The 14,843-nt window shown below is 68.2% G+C and carries 13 protein-coding genes; 7 read left to right on the forward strand and 6 right to left on the reverse strand.

What is annotated here, in order from left to right; all coding sequences use genetic code 11:
- Window positions 1-100 precede the first annotated feature (100 nt).
- Together ACIO3S_RS04830 and ACIO3S_RS04835 are read left to right on the forward strand one after the other, a co-directional pair.
- Window positions 101-853 (forward strand): SGNH/GDSL hydrolase family protein, encoded by a 753-nt coding sequence (locus tag ACIO3S_RS04830; RefSeq protein ID WP_160025428.1) that lies wholly within the window; start codon window positions 101-103, stop codon window positions 851-853.
- A gap of 10 nt (window positions 854-863) precedes the next feature.
- On the forward strand, window positions 864-2,858 hold the full coding sequence (locus tag ACIO3S_RS04835) for an ATP-dependent DNA helicase (RefSeq protein ID WP_400460122.1): 1,995 nt from the start codon (window positions 864-866) through the stop codon (window positions 2,856-2,858).
- A 57-nt stretch (window positions 2,859-2,915) separates the two neighbouring features.
- Here ACIO3S_RS04835 and ACIO3S_RS04840 read toward each other — a convergent pair whose 3' ends face one another.
- The 3 genes from ACIO3S_RS04840 to lexA all read right to left on the reverse strand — a co-directional run bounded on the left by ACIO3S_RS04840 (window position 2,916) and on the right by lexA (window position 7,071).
- Complete coding sequence (locus tag ACIO3S_RS04840; RefSeq protein ID WP_400460125.1) at window positions 2,916-4,472, reverse strand: MXAN_6640 family putative metalloprotease; 1,557 nt, start codon at window positions 4,470-4,472, stop codon at window positions 2,916-2,918.
- 74 nt (window positions 4,473-4,546) lie between these two features.
- Window positions 4,547-6,217, reverse strand: coding sequence for an alkaline phosphatase D family protein (locus ACIO3S_RS04845; RefSeq protein ID WP_400460128.1), 1,671 nt, complete (start codon window positions 6,215-6,217; stop codon window positions 4,547-4,549).
- Window positions 6,218-6,303: 86 nt separating this feature from the next.
- Complete coding sequence (gene lexA / locus ACIO3S_RS04850) at window positions 6,304-7,071, reverse strand: transcriptional repressor LexA (protein ID WP_160025424.1); 768 nt, start codon at window positions 7,069-7,071, stop codon at window positions 6,304-6,306.
- Between the two features lie 182 nt (window positions 7,072-7,253).
- Between lexA and ACIO3S_RS04855 the strand changes: the two genes are divergently transcribed.
- Window positions 7,254-7,631 carry a LysM peptidoglycan-binding domain-containing protein gene (locus ACIO3S_RS04855; protein ID WP_400460132.1) on the forward strand — a complete coding sequence of 126 codons (378 nt, stop codon included), beginning with the start codon at window positions 7,254-7,256 and terminating at the stop codon, window positions 7,629-7,631.
- A 111-nt stretch (window positions 7,632-7,742) separates the two neighbouring features.
- Here ACIO3S_RS04855 and ACIO3S_RS04860 read toward each other — a convergent pair whose 3' ends face one another.
- Window positions 7,743-8,639 carry a hypothetical protein gene (locus tag ACIO3S_RS04860; protein WP_400460134.1) on the reverse strand — a complete coding sequence of 299 codons (897 nt, stop codon included), beginning with the start codon at window positions 8,637-8,639 and terminating at the stop codon, window positions 7,743-7,745.
- A 398-nt stretch (window positions 8,640-9,037) separates the two neighbouring features.
- Between ACIO3S_RS04860 and nrdR the strand changes: the two genes are divergently transcribed.
- From nrdR to ACIO3S_RS04880, 4 genes are all read left to right on the forward strand, one after another.
- Window positions 9,038-9,538 carry a transcriptional regulator NrdR gene (nrdR, locus tag ACIO3S_RS04865; protein ID WP_160025421.1) on the forward strand — a complete coding sequence of 167 codons (501 nt, stop codon included), beginning with the start codon at window positions 9,038-9,040 and terminating at the stop codon, window positions 9,536-9,538.
- Window positions 9,539-9,702: 164 nt separating this feature from the next.
- Window positions 9,703-12,630: a vitamin B12-dependent ribonucleotide reductase gene (locus ACIO3S_RS04870; protein ID WP_400460137.1), complete on the forward strand. Its 2,928-nt coding sequence runs from the start codon at window positions 9,703-9,705 to the stop codon at window positions 12,628-12,630.
- Between the two features lie 138 nt (window positions 12,631-12,768).
- On the forward strand, window positions 12,769-13,134 hold the full coding sequence (locus ACIO3S_RS04875) for a DUF4440 domain-containing protein (protein ID WP_400460139.1): 366 nt from the start codon (window positions 12,769-12,771) through the stop codon (window positions 13,132-13,134).
- A gap of 21 nt (window positions 13,135-13,155) precedes the next feature.
- Complete coding sequence (locus ACIO3S_RS04880; protein ID WP_400460141.1) at window positions 13,156-13,506, forward strand: HIT domain-containing protein; 351 nt, start codon at window positions 13,156-13,158, stop codon at window positions 13,504-13,506.
- Between the two features lie 51 nt (window positions 13,507-13,557).
- On the opposite strand, the gene ACIO3S_RS04885 is transcribed toward ACIO3S_RS04880, so the two are convergent.
- Together ACIO3S_RS04885 and ACIO3S_RS04890 are read right to left on the reverse strand one after the other, a co-directional pair.
- Entirely contained in the window at window positions 13,558-14,556 is a 999-nt protein-coding gene (locus ACIO3S_RS04885) for a hypothetical protein (protein ID WP_400460143.1), read from the reverse strand.
- An 88-nt stretch (window positions 14,557-14,644) separates the two neighbouring features.
- Window positions 14,645-14,815 carry a hypothetical protein gene (locus ACIO3S_RS04890; protein WP_400460146.1) on the reverse strand — a complete coding sequence of 57 codons (171 nt, stop codon included), beginning with the start codon at window positions 14,813-14,815 and terminating at the stop codon, window positions 14,645-14,647.
- Window positions 14,816-14,843: the final 28 nt, after the last annotated feature.

Below are 14,843 nucleotides of genomic sequence, written 5' to 3' on the forward strand. Positions count from 1 at the left end.
TCTTGGGCGCTGATCTTCGACGCTGATCCGGCGTTGCGACATTGGCGATGACAGGCTGGTCCCTCACACTTGGGACGATCAGTCGTCGGAGAGGTCAGGGATGCGGACAGAGGTACGCCACGCGGCGCGCGCCACGATCGTGAGCGCGCTGGCTGGTGCTGTCCTGGTGGCCACGCTGGCGGGCTGCGGCAGCCAGGACGAGGGCGCGCTCCCAGGGCAGAAGGCGAGCCACGAGTCCGAGGTGACCCAGGACCTGTGCACTCGTCTGGCCGCCGAGTCGGTGACCCGCGCCTCTGTGGTGACCGGAGCCGGCGAGAAGGTCGTGGTGATCGGTGACTCCTGGGCCTCCGGCTTCGGGCTGGACGACCCCGGCCTGTCCTGGCCGCGCTATCTCGACGGGGAGGTGCGGGTCTCCGGCTTCGGCGGCACCGGCTACTCGCACGAGCTGATGGAGCGGTGCGGCCCGATCTCGTTCCCCGAGCGGGTCCCCGACGCGGTGGCGCAGGGGGCCGACCTGGTCGTGCTCGAGGGCGGCATCAACGACTCCAAGAGCGATCTCGACGACGTCGAGAAGGGCTTCCGGGCCACCCTGGACGAGCTGAAGGGCCACGAGGTGATCGTGCTCAGCGCGCCCAAGGTGAACTCCCGCGCCAAGGCCATCCGGGGCGTCAACAAGATGATGCGGCGGGTCTCGGCGGAGTACGGCGTGACGTACATCAACGTCTTCGACCTCGAGCTGCCGATGCTCGAGGACAACACCCACCTGACCGTGGCGGGCCACATGCAGTTCGGGGAGATCGTCGCCCGCCGGATCGCGGAGAGCCGATCGGAGACTGTCCCCGCCCACGGCTAAAGTTGCCCGGGTGACCGTAACCGAGACCGCCTCCCAGACGCCCGTACGTGAAGCCCTGGCGGATGCGGTCGCGACCCTCGGCGGGGCCACCCGCGAGGGTCAGGTGCTGATGGCCGACGCGGTCGCGCAGGCTCTGGCCGACGAGGAGCACCTGCTGGTCGAGGCCGGCACCGGCACCGGGAAGTCGCTGGCCTACCTGGTCCCGTCGCTGCTCCACGACAGCCGGGTCGTGGTCGCCACCGCGACCCTGGCGCTGCAGCACCAGCTCGTCGAGCGTGACCTGCCGCGCCTGGTCAAGGCGATCGGCTCGCGCCCCGGCGTCGACGCGTCCTACGCCGTACTCAAGGGCCGCTCCAACTACGCCTGCCTCCACCGGGTGCGCGAGGGCGCCCCCGACGACCAGGGCACCCTGGTCGACGTCCCGCTGGGCCCGATGGCCGAGAAGGTCCTCGAGCTGCGCAGGTGGGCCGAGAAGGAGGCGGAGAAGGGCGGCAGCGGCGAGCGCGACTCCGCGCCCCGCCACACCGACCGCGAGTGGCGTCAGGTCTCCGTCAACCACCGCGACTGCCTCGGCGCCGCCAAGTGCCCCTTCGGCGAGGAGTGCTTCGCCGAGGTCGCCCGCGACAAGGCTCAGAAGAGCCACCTGATCGTCACCAACCACTCCCTGCTCGCGATCGACGCGATCGAGGGCGTGCCGATGATCCCGGAGTACGACGCAGTGGTGATCGACGAGGCCCACGAGCTCGTCGCCCGGGTGACCCAGGCGGCGACCGACGAGCTGACCGCGGCCGAGGTGGAGCGGGCCGCCCGACGGGCCCAGAAGCACATCGAGGGCTCCGAGGCCGACGACCTCGCCGACGCCTCCGACGCGTTGCGGGCGGCGATCAACGAGACCTCGCCCGGGCGGCTGATCACGCTGCCCGAGGTCGTCTCGGACGCGCTCGTGCTGGTGCGCGACGCCGCTCGGTCAGCGCTCTCCGCGCTCCCGAAGCCGAAGGACTCCGAAGGCGCCGACCCCGGCTTCCAGCAGGCCAAGGGCGGCCTGCAGGAGGTCTTCACCACCGCTGAGCGGATGGCCGCCGCCTCCGAGCACGACGTGATCTGGCTCAACGAGGGCGGAGACCGGATCCCGCCGCGCCTCTGCGTCGCGCCGCTGCAGGTCTGGGCGCAGATGCGCGAGAAGCTACTCACCGAGAAGACCGTCGTCTTCGCCTCGGCGACCCTCAAGCTCGGCGGCGACTTCGGCCCCGTGGCCGGATCCCTCGGGCTCAAGGCGGAGGAGCGCACAGCGGTGGGCGCCGGGGCGCAGCGTACCGATGACGTGCTGCCGTGGATCGGGCTCGATGTTGGCAGCCCGTTCGACTACGGCAAGCAGGGGATCCTCTACGTCGCCCGCCACCTGCCTCCGCCCGGACGCGACGGCATGGGCGCCAAGACCCTGGACGAGATCGTCGACCTGGTCGACGCGGCCGACGGGCGTACGCTCGGGCTCTTCTCCTCCCGGCGAGCCGCCGAGGCCGCCGCCGAGGTCGTGCGCCAGAAGCTGCCTCACCTGACCACGCTGGCCCAGGGCGACGCGCAGCTGCCCGAGCTCGCCGCGCAGTTCGTCGCCGACCCGCACACGGTGCTCTTCGGCACGCTGTCGCTGTGGCAGGGCCTCGACGTCCCCGGCGACACCTGCCAGCTCGTGATCATCGACCGGATCCCGTTCCCGCGGCCCGACGACCCGCTGATGTCAGCCCGGCAGCAGGCGGCGGACAAGGCCGGCGGCAACGGGTTCATGCAGGTCGCCGCCACCCATGCGGCGCTGCTGCTCGCCCAGGGCGCCGGCCGGCTGATCCGCACCACCACCGACCGTGGCGTGGTGGCCGTCCTGGACGCCCGCCTGGCCACCGCCCGCTACGGCGGATTCCTCAAGGCCAGCCTGCCGCCGATGTGGGCCACAACCGACCCGGATGTCGTACGGAAGGCCCTCAAGCGACTGTCGGAGATGGCCTCGTCCTGACCGAAAATCACGCCGAGTCGGCTCGTTCTAACGAGCCGACTCGGCGTGATCTGAGGGTCAGCGGTACGTCTTCGCCCACCAGCGGTGGGTGGCCTTGTCGGGGGTCGCGATGCCGTGGCACGAGAACGCGGTGCCCTGGCCGCAGTTGAAGTTGCTGCTCGCGTTGGCGAAGGTGACCTCGACCTTGCGGATCCGCTTCGAGGAGAAGCCCTCGATGGTCTTGGTGGCGATGCCCTTGCTGTTGGGCTTGAGGTAGTAGACGCCGCGGGTGCCGTCGGTGCGGAAGATGCTGACCACGGCGCCGTTGGCGTTGGGCCGGGCCACGTCGACCTTGACCCGCAGCTTCCAGCCCTTGCCGACGTTCTTCGGGACGAGGCGCTGGGAGGCGTAGGTCAGGTGCTTGAGGGTGAACTGGCCGTCGACGGTCTGGCGCTTGGCGGGCAGCGCAGTGCGGCCGTCGTAGACCGGCGGGTAGTAGGCCCGGCCTTCGCTGTAGGTCTTCGAGGGGGCCAGGTTCGCGGCGGCGAAGCGGATGTACTGCTGCTTAAGCGTGGTGCCACGAGCGGCAAGCGCCTGTCGGATGGCGGTGGTCGAGTAGGTCGAGGGCGCTCGGTTCCAGATCGAGAGGACGACCTCCGGCAGGGTCCCGCGCTCCTTGGCGAAGCGCTCGGACAGGTAGCGGAAGAAGATCCAGTTGCCGTAGATGCCGAGGTTGGAGGCGTAGGAGTTGTCCAGCGGCTTGCGCTGGTCCTCGAGCTGGCCGTAGCCCAGGTACTGCCGGTTGTCGTTGATGCTGTCGTAGACCTCGTCCTCGACCCAGGTCGCGGTCGACTCCATCATCCAGCGGTCCTCGCCGGCGTCGTAGGCGAACTGGACCGCGTGGAAGTATTCGTGGGCGGCGGTCACCCGGAGGTTCTCGGTGGGTGTGTTGACCGTGCCGTACTCGCTGGTGGCGTAGTCGTTGTCCATGACGCAGTAGGCCGTCGCGGCCGTCTTGGAGACCTTGGTCTCAGGCGCGCAGTAGCCGTAGTAGCCCTCGTCGTAGAGGTTCTCCAGGTAGATGTCGACCTTGCCCGGGGTGACCGACTTGTCGGCCGCGGGCTTGCGGTAGCCCGCCTGCACGTAGAGGTTGTGGACCTTCGTGACCACGTCACGGACCTGGTTCGCGTACGTCGACGAGGCGCGGTCGCCGCCCTTGCCCGGCGTGTAGTGGACGCAGACCGCGTCGCTGCAGGTCTGGGTGGCGGTGCGCGGGCGGGCGAGCAGCTCACGCGCGGCCGCCTTGTTGGAGCCGTCCAGGGCGTCCTTGGCGTTCCACAGGTCGGTCAGCGCGATGGTTGCGTCGGGCCGGCCCGCGACGTGCCGACCGGGCACGACCTGGCGAGCGCCGCGCACCGACTGGTTGCGCTTGACCTTCTTGGCCGCGGCGAGCGCCTCCCGGGCCGCCTTCTCCGTCACCGGCTGCGCGGCGCTGGTGTCACCGCCGGTCCTCACCGAGGTCGCCGGCGTCGAACCGGTTGCGGGCATGGTGGCGACGAATGTCGCGGCGACCATGCCTGCGATCAGGACGAGGGATCGTTGTTTGCGGTTGATCCGGCGGGCAATGTTTCGCATGAGATACCAGACGTTCGGGAAGGCAGACCTGGGCAGTCTAAGCGCAGAGCGCCGCTGTGTCCGGGGGACACGGCCTAGACGGGCTCCGTGACGTGATGGAGCCTGTTCCTTCCGGTTGCGGTGGCGTACGACCTGGTCCAGGTGGCGGTGGTGGTGGAGTCCTTGCGCTCGCCGATGACGTACCAGTCCATCTGAGCCCGGTTGCGGGTCACGTCGAGGACGGAGTAGCCGTGGTCGTCGAAGTTGAGGTAGCGGACGTGGCGGTTGGCGGTCCTGATGATGTTCTCGACCGTGAGGCTGACCGTGCGGCGCGGCGCACCGAGGATGTCCTTGAGGTTGTTCGAGGTCACCGAGGTGGCCACGAACTCGACCCCGGCGGTCTTGCCGAGCGGGTAGACGGCGGAGTCGTACGGCAGGTCGCAGGCCCACGCCGAGTGGATGTCGCCGGTGACGAAGACGGTGTCGGTGATCGCGTGGTTGCGGATGTGCTCGAAGAGCTCGGTGCGGTCGGCGGTGTAGCCGTCCCACTGGTCCACGTTGTAGGCGATGCCGTTGTCGGGCAGCAGGCCGGTGACGTCGTTGACCGGGCTGATGAGGCTCTTGGGGAGCGCGCCGAAGGTGACCGGCGCGATCATCACCGGGTTGCCGACGATCTTCCACTGAGCATCGGTGAGCAGGCCGTCCTTGAGCCAGGCAAGCTGCTCGTCACCGGTGATCGTGCGGTCAGGGTCGTCGACGCCGGAGAGGTCGGTGCGGGCGACCTGCTGGGAGCGGTAGGAGCGCAGGTCGAGCATGCTCAGCTCGAGCAGGTTGCCGAAACGCAGCCGCCGGTAGATGCGGTCGTGGAGGTGGCTGTCGGTCTCCACCGTGGCTGTGCCGTCGACGCGCAGCGGCATCCACTCGTCATAGGCCTGGTTGGCGTTGGTCTTGCGGTCGATCCAGTCGTACTCGCCGGGCTCGTTGTTCTCGGCGCCCAGCAGCCAGGCGTCGTTGGCCGACTCGTGGTCGTCCCAGGTGACGATCCAGGGCAGCCGGGCGTGGGCGGCGGAGAGGTCGGCGTCGCGCTTGTACTGCGCGTGCCGGATCCGGTAGTCGGCCAGCGTGTGCATCTCGTGGGCAGGCTCGTGCGGCCGGACGTTCTCGTTGGCCATGCCGTAGCCGTACTCGCCGGGCGCGTACTCGTAGAGGTAGTCGCCCAGGTGGAGGATCGCGTGCAGGTCGTCGCGGGCGGCCAGGTGGCGGTAGGACGCGAACCAGCCGGCCTGCAGGTTGGAGCAGGAGACCACCCCGAAACGTACGTTCTCCGGGGTTGCGTCCGCGGCCGGAGCGGTGCGGGTGCGGCCGACCCGGCTGGTCTGGCCGTTGTAGGTGAAGCGGTAGAAGTACCAGCTCTCCGGGGCCAGGCCGGAGACGTCGAGCTTCACGGTGTGGTCGCGGTCGGGGCCCGTCTGCTGGGATCCCTTCGCGGTGACGCGGCCGAAGTCGGCGGTGGGTGAGACCTCCCAGCGGACCAGGACCTCCTCACCCTGTCCGGACCCCGGAGTCGCGTCCACGGTCGGCGTGACCCGGGTCCAGATGACCACGCGGTCCGGGAGTGGGTCACCGGAGGCGACACCGTGCTGGAAGTGGGTGAGCGCGCCGCTCGCTGCCTCGGCGGGCTCGGGAAGAGCGATGGCTCCGGCCCCTGCGGCGGTCGCCAGCCCGGCGGCGATGAGGGTACGGCGGTCGATCTGCGTCTGGGTCACGCTGTATGGAACGACGCAGCCGCCGGCCCTGTCATGGGCCGGCGGCTGGATTTCACGCAGTGTTCCCGGACTGGTTCCGGGAGGGCTCAGAGGCTTCGCAGAACCGCCGTCACCTTGCCGAGGATGGTCGCGTGGGTGCCGTCGATCGGCTCGTACGCAGCGTTGTGCGGCAGCAGCCAGACCTTGCCGTCCTTGCGGGAGAGCGTCTTGACCGTGGCCTCGCCGTCGATCAGCGCGGCCACGATCTCGCCGTTCTCGGCGGTCGGCTGCTGGCGCACGACCACGAAGTCGCCGTCGCAGATCGCCGCGTCGACCATCGAGTCACCGGAGACCGAGAGCAGGAAGAGGTCGCCGTTGCCGACCAGCTGCTTGGGCAGCGGGAAGACGTCCTCGATGCTCTGCTGGCTCGAGGTCTCCTCGGCCAGGATCGGGCCACCGGCCGCGATCCGCCCGACCAGGGGGACCATGGCGGCGTCGGGGTTGGGGTTGATGTCGGCCTCGGCGGTGATCGTCGACTCGGGCTCCTCGCCGGACATGGCCTTGCGGTGGGCCATCACCTCCGGGAGGAAGACCTCCAGAGCGCGCGGTCGCTTCGGGTCCTTGCGGATCAGACCACGCTGCTCCAGCGCACGGAGCTGGTGGGCGACGCTGCTGGTGCTGGTCAGCCCGACCGCGGCCCCGATCTCGCGCATGCTGGGCGGGTAGCCGCGCTGCTCGATGCTGTCGCGCAGGTGAGCGAGGATGCGCTGCTGACGCGGCGTGAGCCCGGTCGCGTCCGGCGGCCCGTCGGGCAGCTCGCGGACGCGGCTCTTCTTCGAACCGCCTGATCCGGTGCCTGTCTTCTGCGTGGTCATGTCATCACATTAGTCCCTCTGGCACCACGACATCAAACATTTGTTCGACCTCGTGGGCGGCGCGTGTCGGCGTTCGAAAATTCTTGGGGTCGCTACTTGCGTTGTTCGAACACGTGATCTACCTTCGAACATGTGCTCGATCGAACACGTGATCGAGAGACTTGTGATCAGGAGGCCGTGAGATGAGTGCAACAGTCTATGTGCTGCCCGTAGCCGAGCCGCCGCGTCCGGCGCCGGAGGTGCGTCGCTCGACCGTGCGGCTCACGCGTCGCGGCCGAGTCGTCGTGTTCGCATTCGCGCTCGTCGTGCTCTTCGGGATCGCGCTGATCGGGGCACGGGTGGCGTTCGCGGTGGAGAACGGTGCGGACAAAAGCCCCTCCACCTCCGCCCACACGATGGTCGTCGGCGATGGCGACACGCTCTGGGACATCTCCTCGAAGGCCATCGCCGGCACCGACTCCTCGATTCGGGAGATGGAGCAGAGGATCAAGGAGCTCAACGGTCTCGAGTCCTCGATGCTCGTGTCCGGACAGACGCTGATCGTTCCGACCGCGCCGTAGGGCGCCGCTATAGATGTCCGGCTGCTCCTTCGACCCTGGCAGCCGGCTACCGGGGAAAGTGAGAGTGCTGCAGACGATGGGAAGCGTCTGCAGCACTCTCGCTGTGTCGGGTCAGTGGCGCCCGCGGTAGGGGCTGTCCGGCTCGGCCGGCGGCCACTGCTTGTTGCGTGTGCTGTGTCGCGGCGGCCACTCGTCGTCCGGCTCGACCGTCGGTTCCTGGGGCTGGCGCTGGGTGGGCATCGCCTGGGTCGCGGCGGGGTCCTGGGTCAGTCGAGCCCGCGAGCCGGTCTGGCCGTAGCCGGTCGGGGTCTGGTAGGCGCCGGACTGATACTGCGGGGAGCTGGCCTGCTGGGTGGGGTAGCTGTCCGTGCCGTATCCCTGCGAGCTGTACCCCGGAGTGCTCTGTGGTGTCGACGTCGGTGTCGGCGGGCTGGAGTAGTAGGGCTGTGGGGCGGGCGGCGGGCTGGTCGGCGGTTGGTAGGACGGCGCACCGTAGGCGGCCCGGCTGCCGGTGTTGCCGTAGGCCTGGTCGCTGCTGGGGTAGCCGTAGGGCGACTGGGAGCCGGTGTCGGTATAGGCCGAGCGGTTGCTGGTGTCGCCGTAGGGCGGCTGGCTCCCGGTGTCGGAGCTGTGCCGGCCGTACGAACCGGTGTCGTCGTAGCCGTAGGAGCCGGTGCCGTAGTAGTCCTGCTCCGGGTAGGCCTGCTCAGGGTAGGCCTGGTCGGAGTAGGCCGGGGCCGAGTAGTCCTGCTCCTCGACGTAGGCGTTGGAGTGGCTTCCGGTGTAGTCGTCGGTGGGTGGCGTGGTGGGGGAGCCGGAGAAGGCCCGCCAGGCCTTCCCGGCGAAGGTGAAGGTCAGGAAGAGGCAGGCGACTGCAACGACCGCCGCGATGGCGAGCTTCGCCCAGGCGCCGGAATCGCCTCCCCGTGCGTCGGCCCCGAAACCGACGGCGACCCACACGAGCACTCCCCAGATGACGAGGAAGGCCAGTGTCGCGATCGCAGGCAAGATGAAAGGTGGCCGGGGACCGCTTCTGGGGCGCGTGCCTCTCCGCGACCCGACGCGATTTCCTCCGGAGATGTTTGTCACGGGGGTCATTCTTACTCATCCAGGCCAGTCCGTCGCCGCTGAACCGGAATCTTTCGGTGTTTGACCGGCGACACGCCGGACACGCGGGTAAACACGGCGCTCGCTTGCATCGTCGTGGGGGCGGGCGTACGGTTACCACTACATCTAGTAGTTACACCGCTGTAGTTATCCACATCTAGTTCACATGAACAGGCGGATGGCCCACAGCGATGGGGGTGTTGTTCCACAGGGACTCACGCTCATATCCACAGGTTCCACAGGCTCGGGCCGCCAATGAGACGGCCTGGATCCACAGGTCTCACGAGAGGGGCTCGACCGTGCACTGTCCGTTCTGCCGACACAGCGACACCAAGGTGCTCGACTCCCGCGTGGCCGAGGACGGTGGCCAGATCAGGCGCCGCCGGGTCTGCCAGGAATGTGGGAAGCGGTTCACGACCGTCGAGCAGATGCAGCTGATGGTGGCCAAGCGCTCCGGCGCAGCGGAGCCGTTCAGTCGCGACAAGGCGGTGCACGGCGTACGCAAGGCTTGCAAGGGTCGGCCGGTCACCGAGGACCAGCTCGCCTGCCTCGGCCAGGAGGTCGAGCAGGCGCTGCGCAGCCAGGGGCTGGCCGAGGTTCCCAGCAACGAGGTGGGGCTGGCGATCCTCGCGCCGCTGCGGGAGCTCGACGAGGTGGCCTACCTGCGCTTCGCGAGCGTCTACCGGGCCTTCGGCTCGGTGGAGGACTTCGAGCGTGAGATCCAGATGCTGCGTACGGAACGGGAAGTCCAGGACTTCGAGGCAGAACATCCGGTCGAGGCCCCGGTGGGCTCCGACTAGGTCCCACGGGACACACAGACCGGCCCGGGCAGGCCGTGGGGAAGCGACCTGCTCGGGCCATTCAACGGCACAGCCAGCGGAAACAGATAGAACAGAGCAAGGACTCCACCATCAGCACCGACCAGCAGTACGGCACAGCGATCGATGACAACAGGGGGAACGAAATGACAGACACGGCAGCAGAGGCACAGGCATCGGCGAAGGCAGGCGCCGGGCTGAAGATCGAGCGGATCTTCAGCACCGAGGGCGTCCACCCCTACGACGAGATCACCTGGGAGCGGCGCGACGTCGTCCAGAAGAACTGGAAGACCGGCGAGACCGTCTTCGAGCAGACCGGAGTGGAGTTCCCCGACTTCTGGTCGATCAACGCCTCGACGATCGTGACGACCAAGTACTTCCGCGGCGCGCTCGGCACCGAGAAGCGTGAGCAGAGCCTGAAGCAGCTGATCGACCGGGTCGTGAACACCTACGTCGCCTCCGGCAAGGAGAACGGCTACTTCGCCTCCGACGACGACGCCGACCTCTTCGGTCGCGAGCTCACCTGGCTGCTGGTCAACCAGCACTTCGCCTTCAACTCGCCGGTCTGGTTCAACGTCGGCACCGAGTCCCCCCAGCAGGTCTCGGCCTGCTTCATCCTCTCGGTCGACGACTCCATGGACTCGATCCTGAACTGGTACAAGGAGGAGGGCCTGATCTTCAAGGGCGGCTCCGGTGCCGGTCTCAACCTCTCCCGCATCCGCTCCTCCAAGGAGCTGCTGAAGTCCTCCGGCGGCACCGCCTCCGGCCCGGTCTCCTTCATGCGCGGCGCCGACGCGTCCGCGGGCACCATCAAGTCCGGTGGCGCCACCCGCCGCGCGGCGAAGATGGTCGTGCTCGACGTCGACCACCCCGACATCGAGGAGTTCGTCGAGACCAAGGCGCGCGAGGAGGACAAGATCCGCGCGCTGCGCGACGCCGGCTTCGACATGGACCTGGGCGGCAAGGACATCTCGTCCGTGCAGTACCAGAACGCCAACAACTCCGTGCGCGTCTCCGACGAGTTCATGCGCGCTGTCGAGGAGGGCAAGAAGTTCGGCCTCCGGGCGCGTACGACCGGCGAGGTCATCGAGGAGATCGACGCCCGCGAGCTGTTCCGCAAGATCTCGATCGCTGCGTGGGAGTGTGCCGACCCGGGTCTGCAGTACGACGACACCATCAACGACTGGCACACCAACCCGGAGACGGGCCGGATCACCGGCTCCAACCCGTGCTCGGAGTACATGTCGCTGGACAACTCCTCCTGCAACCTGGCGTCGCTGAACCTGCTGAAGTTCCTCAAGGAGGACGACACCTTCGACGCGGTCCGCTTCCAGCAGGCCTGTGAGGTCGTCTTCACCGCGATGGACATCTCCATCTGCTTCGCCGACTTCCCGACCGAGGCGATCGGTGAGACCACCCGCGACTACCGCCAGCTCGGTATCGGCTACGCCAACCTCGGCGCCCTGCTGATGGCGATGGGCCTCGGCTACGACTCCGAGGGTGGCCGCACCATGGCCGCCGCCATCACCTCGCTGATGACCGGTGCCGGCTACAAGCGCTCGGCCGAGCTGGCCGGTGTCGTCGGGCCGTACGCCGGTTACGCCCGCAACGCCGAGGCCCACCAGCGGGTCATGCGCAAGCACCAGGCCGCCAACGACGCGGTCCGCTCGATCAACCCGGTCGACCGCAACATCATCGACGCGGCGACCCGCGTGTGGAACGACGTCGTCGAGATCGGCAAGGTCAACGGCTTCCGCAACGCGCAGGCCTCGCTGCTCGCCCCGACCGGCACCATCGGCTTCATGATGGACTGCGACACCACCGGCATCGAGCCCGACTTCTCGCTGGTCAAGTTCAAGAAGCTCGTCGGCGGCGGCTCCATGCAGATCGTCAACCAGGTGATCCCGCGCGCGCTGAAGAAGATGGGCTACCAGCCCGAGCAGATCGAGGCGATCGTCGCCTACATCGCCGAGCACGGCCACGTCATCGACGCCCCCGGCCTGCGCCAGGAGCACTACGAGGTCTTCGACACCGCGATGGGCAAGCGTGCGCTGCAGCCGATGGGCCACGTACGCATGATGGCGGCGACCCAGCCGTTCCTCTCCGGTGCGATCTCCAAGACCGTCAACCTGCCCGAGACCGCCACGGTCGAGGAGATCGAGCAGGTCTACATGGAGTCGTGGAAGCTGGGCCTGAAGGCCACCGCGATCTACCGCGACAACTGCAAGGTCGGCCAGCCGCTGGCCGACGGCAAGTCGGAGGGCGCCAAGAAGGACCAGGGTCTCTCCACCGCTGCCGCTGCGGAGGCCGCGGCCGCCGAGGTCGAGCCCGAGGTCGTCGAGAAGATCATCGAGAAGATCGTCTACGCGCCGACCCGCAAGCGCCTGCCGAAGTCCCGCGTCTCGCGCACCACCTCCTTCACGGTCGGTGGCGCCGAGGGCTACATGACCTCCGGTGCCCACGCCGACGGCGAGCTCGGTGAGGTCTTCCTCAAGCTCGGCAAGCAGGGCTCGACCCTCGCCGGTGTCATGGACGCCTTCTCCATCGCGGTCTCCGTCGGTCTCCAGTACGGCGTGCCCCTGGAGACCTACGTCTCCAAGTTCACCAACCTGAAGTTCGAGCCCGCCGGCCTGACCGACGACCCGGACGTACGCATGGCGCAGTCGCTCATGGACTACGTCTTCCGCCGCCTGGCGCTGGACTACATGTCCTTCGAGGATCGCTCGGCTCTCGGCATCTACTCCGCCGACGAGCGTCAGCGCTACCTCGAGACCGGCTCCTACGAGCAGCTCGGCAACGGCACCACCGCCGCCGAGCTGGTCCAGAAGCCGGCTCCGGAGCGCAAGGCTGCTCCTGTCGCCGAGCCGGTCGAGGCCGAGGCCGAGGAGGAGACTGAGGCCGAGGTCGTCGAGGAGGCGCCGAAGGCCACCGCCCACACCACCGCCGAGCTGCTCGAGTCGATCAGCGGCATGGCCATCGACAGCCCGCTCTGCTTCACCTGCGGCACCAAGATGCGCCCCGCCGGCTCCTGCTACGTCTGCGAGGGCTGCGGCTCGACCTCTGGTTGCAGCTGAGCCTGAAGGCTGAATGAGTCCGGTCCCGCACCCGAGCCTGGGGTGCGGGACCGGCTCGTTTTCAGAGGTGACGTGGGAGTCTCGGTGTCACTGGGTGACATCAGGACTCCCACGTTCCTCTCGATTACCATGCGGCACGTGAGTGACGCGGACCTGGCCGAGGTGATGGCGCGCGAGCGCGAGTTGCAGACCGCTGCGGTTCGCGCGGACAAAGAGCGGCTCACCGAACTTCTGGCGCCAGACTTCGAGGAGATCGGTGCGTCGGGACGAGTGTGGGATATTCAGTCGATTCTCGGGATGCTCCTAGCCGAGAACGACAAGGCTCCAGACATCGAGGTGCACGGACTCGCAGGGCGCGCGATCACGGATGACGTGATGATGGATCGGTGGCAGTCGGTCAGGGGTGGACGACGGGTCCACCGAACGTCTCTGTGGCAACGACGCCCCGAAGGTTGGCGCCTAGTGCACCATCAAGGAACGCCCGCGCCTGAAGCTGACGGCTAGGCCGACGACGTGGGAGTGCTCGTGACCGCAGGCGCCTCGTACCACGGAAACGACTTCTACTGTGACGTCGCCATTCCCCACCCCGACCGTCTCGAGGTGGTGCACAACAGCGCCAGGGTGCTGGCGTTCCACCACACGCGGCCGTTCTGGGCGGTCCATGTCGTGGTGGTGCCCAAACGCCACATCGGGTCGCTCACAACTGTGGGCGACGAGGATGAGATCGATGTACGTGAGCTGTTCGGTGTCGTCCAAGCAGTGGCCAGAGACGTGGAGGTCGAGCATGGCGCCGCGGCCGTGCTCACCAATCTAGGCGCCTACCAGGACTCCAAGCACCTGCATGTGCACGTCCATAGCGGCGGGCGCCGAGATTGATCCGGCGACGTGGGAGCCCCGGTGTCACTGGGTGACATCGGGACTCCCACGTCACCTCCAGTTCTCCAGGGTGCAATCGTCTCCGCACCTCGTCGGGTCCTCCGTCCAGCCGCGCTGGTGCAGTAGTTGCGTGACTCTTGCGGCCGTTCGGCACTGAGTCTCGAACACTTGGTGCCAGCGAAGGCGGGCGGTGAGCCTGCCGCCCAGCGCCAGGTCGTCGAGGTCGCGGTCGGTGTCGCGGCCCTGAGCTCTCCAGGACTCGTGGTTGAGGCGGCCGTCGAGCTCCACGACGAGGCCGTACGCCTCGTATTCGACGTCGCGAAACTCGTTGCCCGTCGGAGTCAGTCTCTTGCTCTGGCGGGTGCCCGTGGGGAGCCCGTGGGCGCGTTCGACGCGGGTGAGGTAGCCGTGCTCGAGGACCGAGCAGGTGCCCGCCTCCACGTCGGCGAGCAGACCGGTGATGAAGCCGCGACGGGGGAGACGTGGGTGGCGCTTCAGGGCTGTGCGTACGGCATCGGTCGTCACTCCACGGCGGCCGATGATGTCGGTGAGCAGGCCGATGACCTCGATCTCGGAGGTTGCCTCGCGAGCTCGGAGGAGGGCGTTGTCTTCGAGCTTGAGCCGCGGCGGGCGCTGGCCGGCGAACATCTGGCGGGCCAGCCCGACGACGCGGTGGACTACGACGCCTGGGGGCGCGACGAGGCGGCGGCTGTGGTCGATGGCGACGTGGATGGGGCCGTCGGCGTCGTCCGTGCGAATCGGCTCGAGGACGGTCGGTCCGCACAATGCTGCGGGCTCTGCGTAGAGCACCGCCGCCCAGGCGCGCTGGCGCCAGGTGAGGGGGCCGGTGTGGGTCACGTAGACGCCGCGATGGACCAGCTGCATCTCGCGGCGTCTGATCGCCCGACGGATGTCGTTCGGCGTGTATCCACCGAAGGCGAGCTGAGCGCGGCTCGCCACGCCATCCTGAAGCTCCAGCTCACGCTCGGCCCAGGCTCGCCGCGCGGCCAACTCGCGGGCGGAGAGCTCAAGATCTGCAATAGCCGTCACCTCTGCCCCCTTCCGGCCACGATGAGCGTCGCTCGGAACGATAGGTGCAGGCGCCGACAGTTTCGCGTGCTCCGTCGATGCCGAGCGGTCAGCGGCCGAGGATGCGGCTCAGCCAGGTGCCGTTGGGGTCGTTGGGGTCGGCGGTGTGGCCGGGACACCACTGGCCGGCGGGTACGGAGGCCTTGATGTCGGAGACGTGGCGGCCGCAGCCGGCCCAGGTGGTCTTCTTGCACTTCTTGCAGCGGACGGGGCGACACATGGTTCGGTTCCTGCTTCTGTGGTTCTGG

This window comes from Nocardioides sp. NPDC087217 (genome assembly GCF_044744805.1).
Classification (GTDB): Bacteria; Actinomycetota; Actinomycetes; order Propionibacteriales; family Nocardioidaceae; genus Nocardioides.

Bases quoted from the DNA above. Each gene is read 5' to 3' on its own strand.
- ACIO3S_RS04830 (WP_160025428.1), top strand. From the start codon at position 101: ATGCGGACAGAGGTACGCCACGCGGCGCGCGCCACGATCGTGAGCGCG.
- ACIO3S_RS04840 (WP_400460125.1), bottom strand. From the start codon at position 4,472: ATGCGAAACATTGCCCGCCGGATCAACCGCAAACAACGATCCCTCGTC.
- lexA (WP_160025424.1), bottom strand. From the start codon at position 7,071: ATGACCACGCAGAAGACAGGCACCGGATCAGGCGGTTCGAAGAAGAGC.
- ACIO3S_RS04855 (WP_400460132.1), top strand. From the start codon at position 7,254: ATGAGTGCAACAGTCTATGTGCTGCCCGTAGCCGAGCCGCCGCGTCCG.
- ACIO3S_RS04870 (WP_400460137.1), top strand. From the start codon at position 9,703: ATGACAGACACGGCAGCAGAGGCACAGGCATCGGCGAAGGCAGGCGCC.
- ACIO3S_RS04890 (WP_400460146.1), bottom strand. From the start codon at position 14,815: ATGTGTCGCCCCGTCCGCTGCAAGAAGTGCAAGAAGACCACCTGGGCC.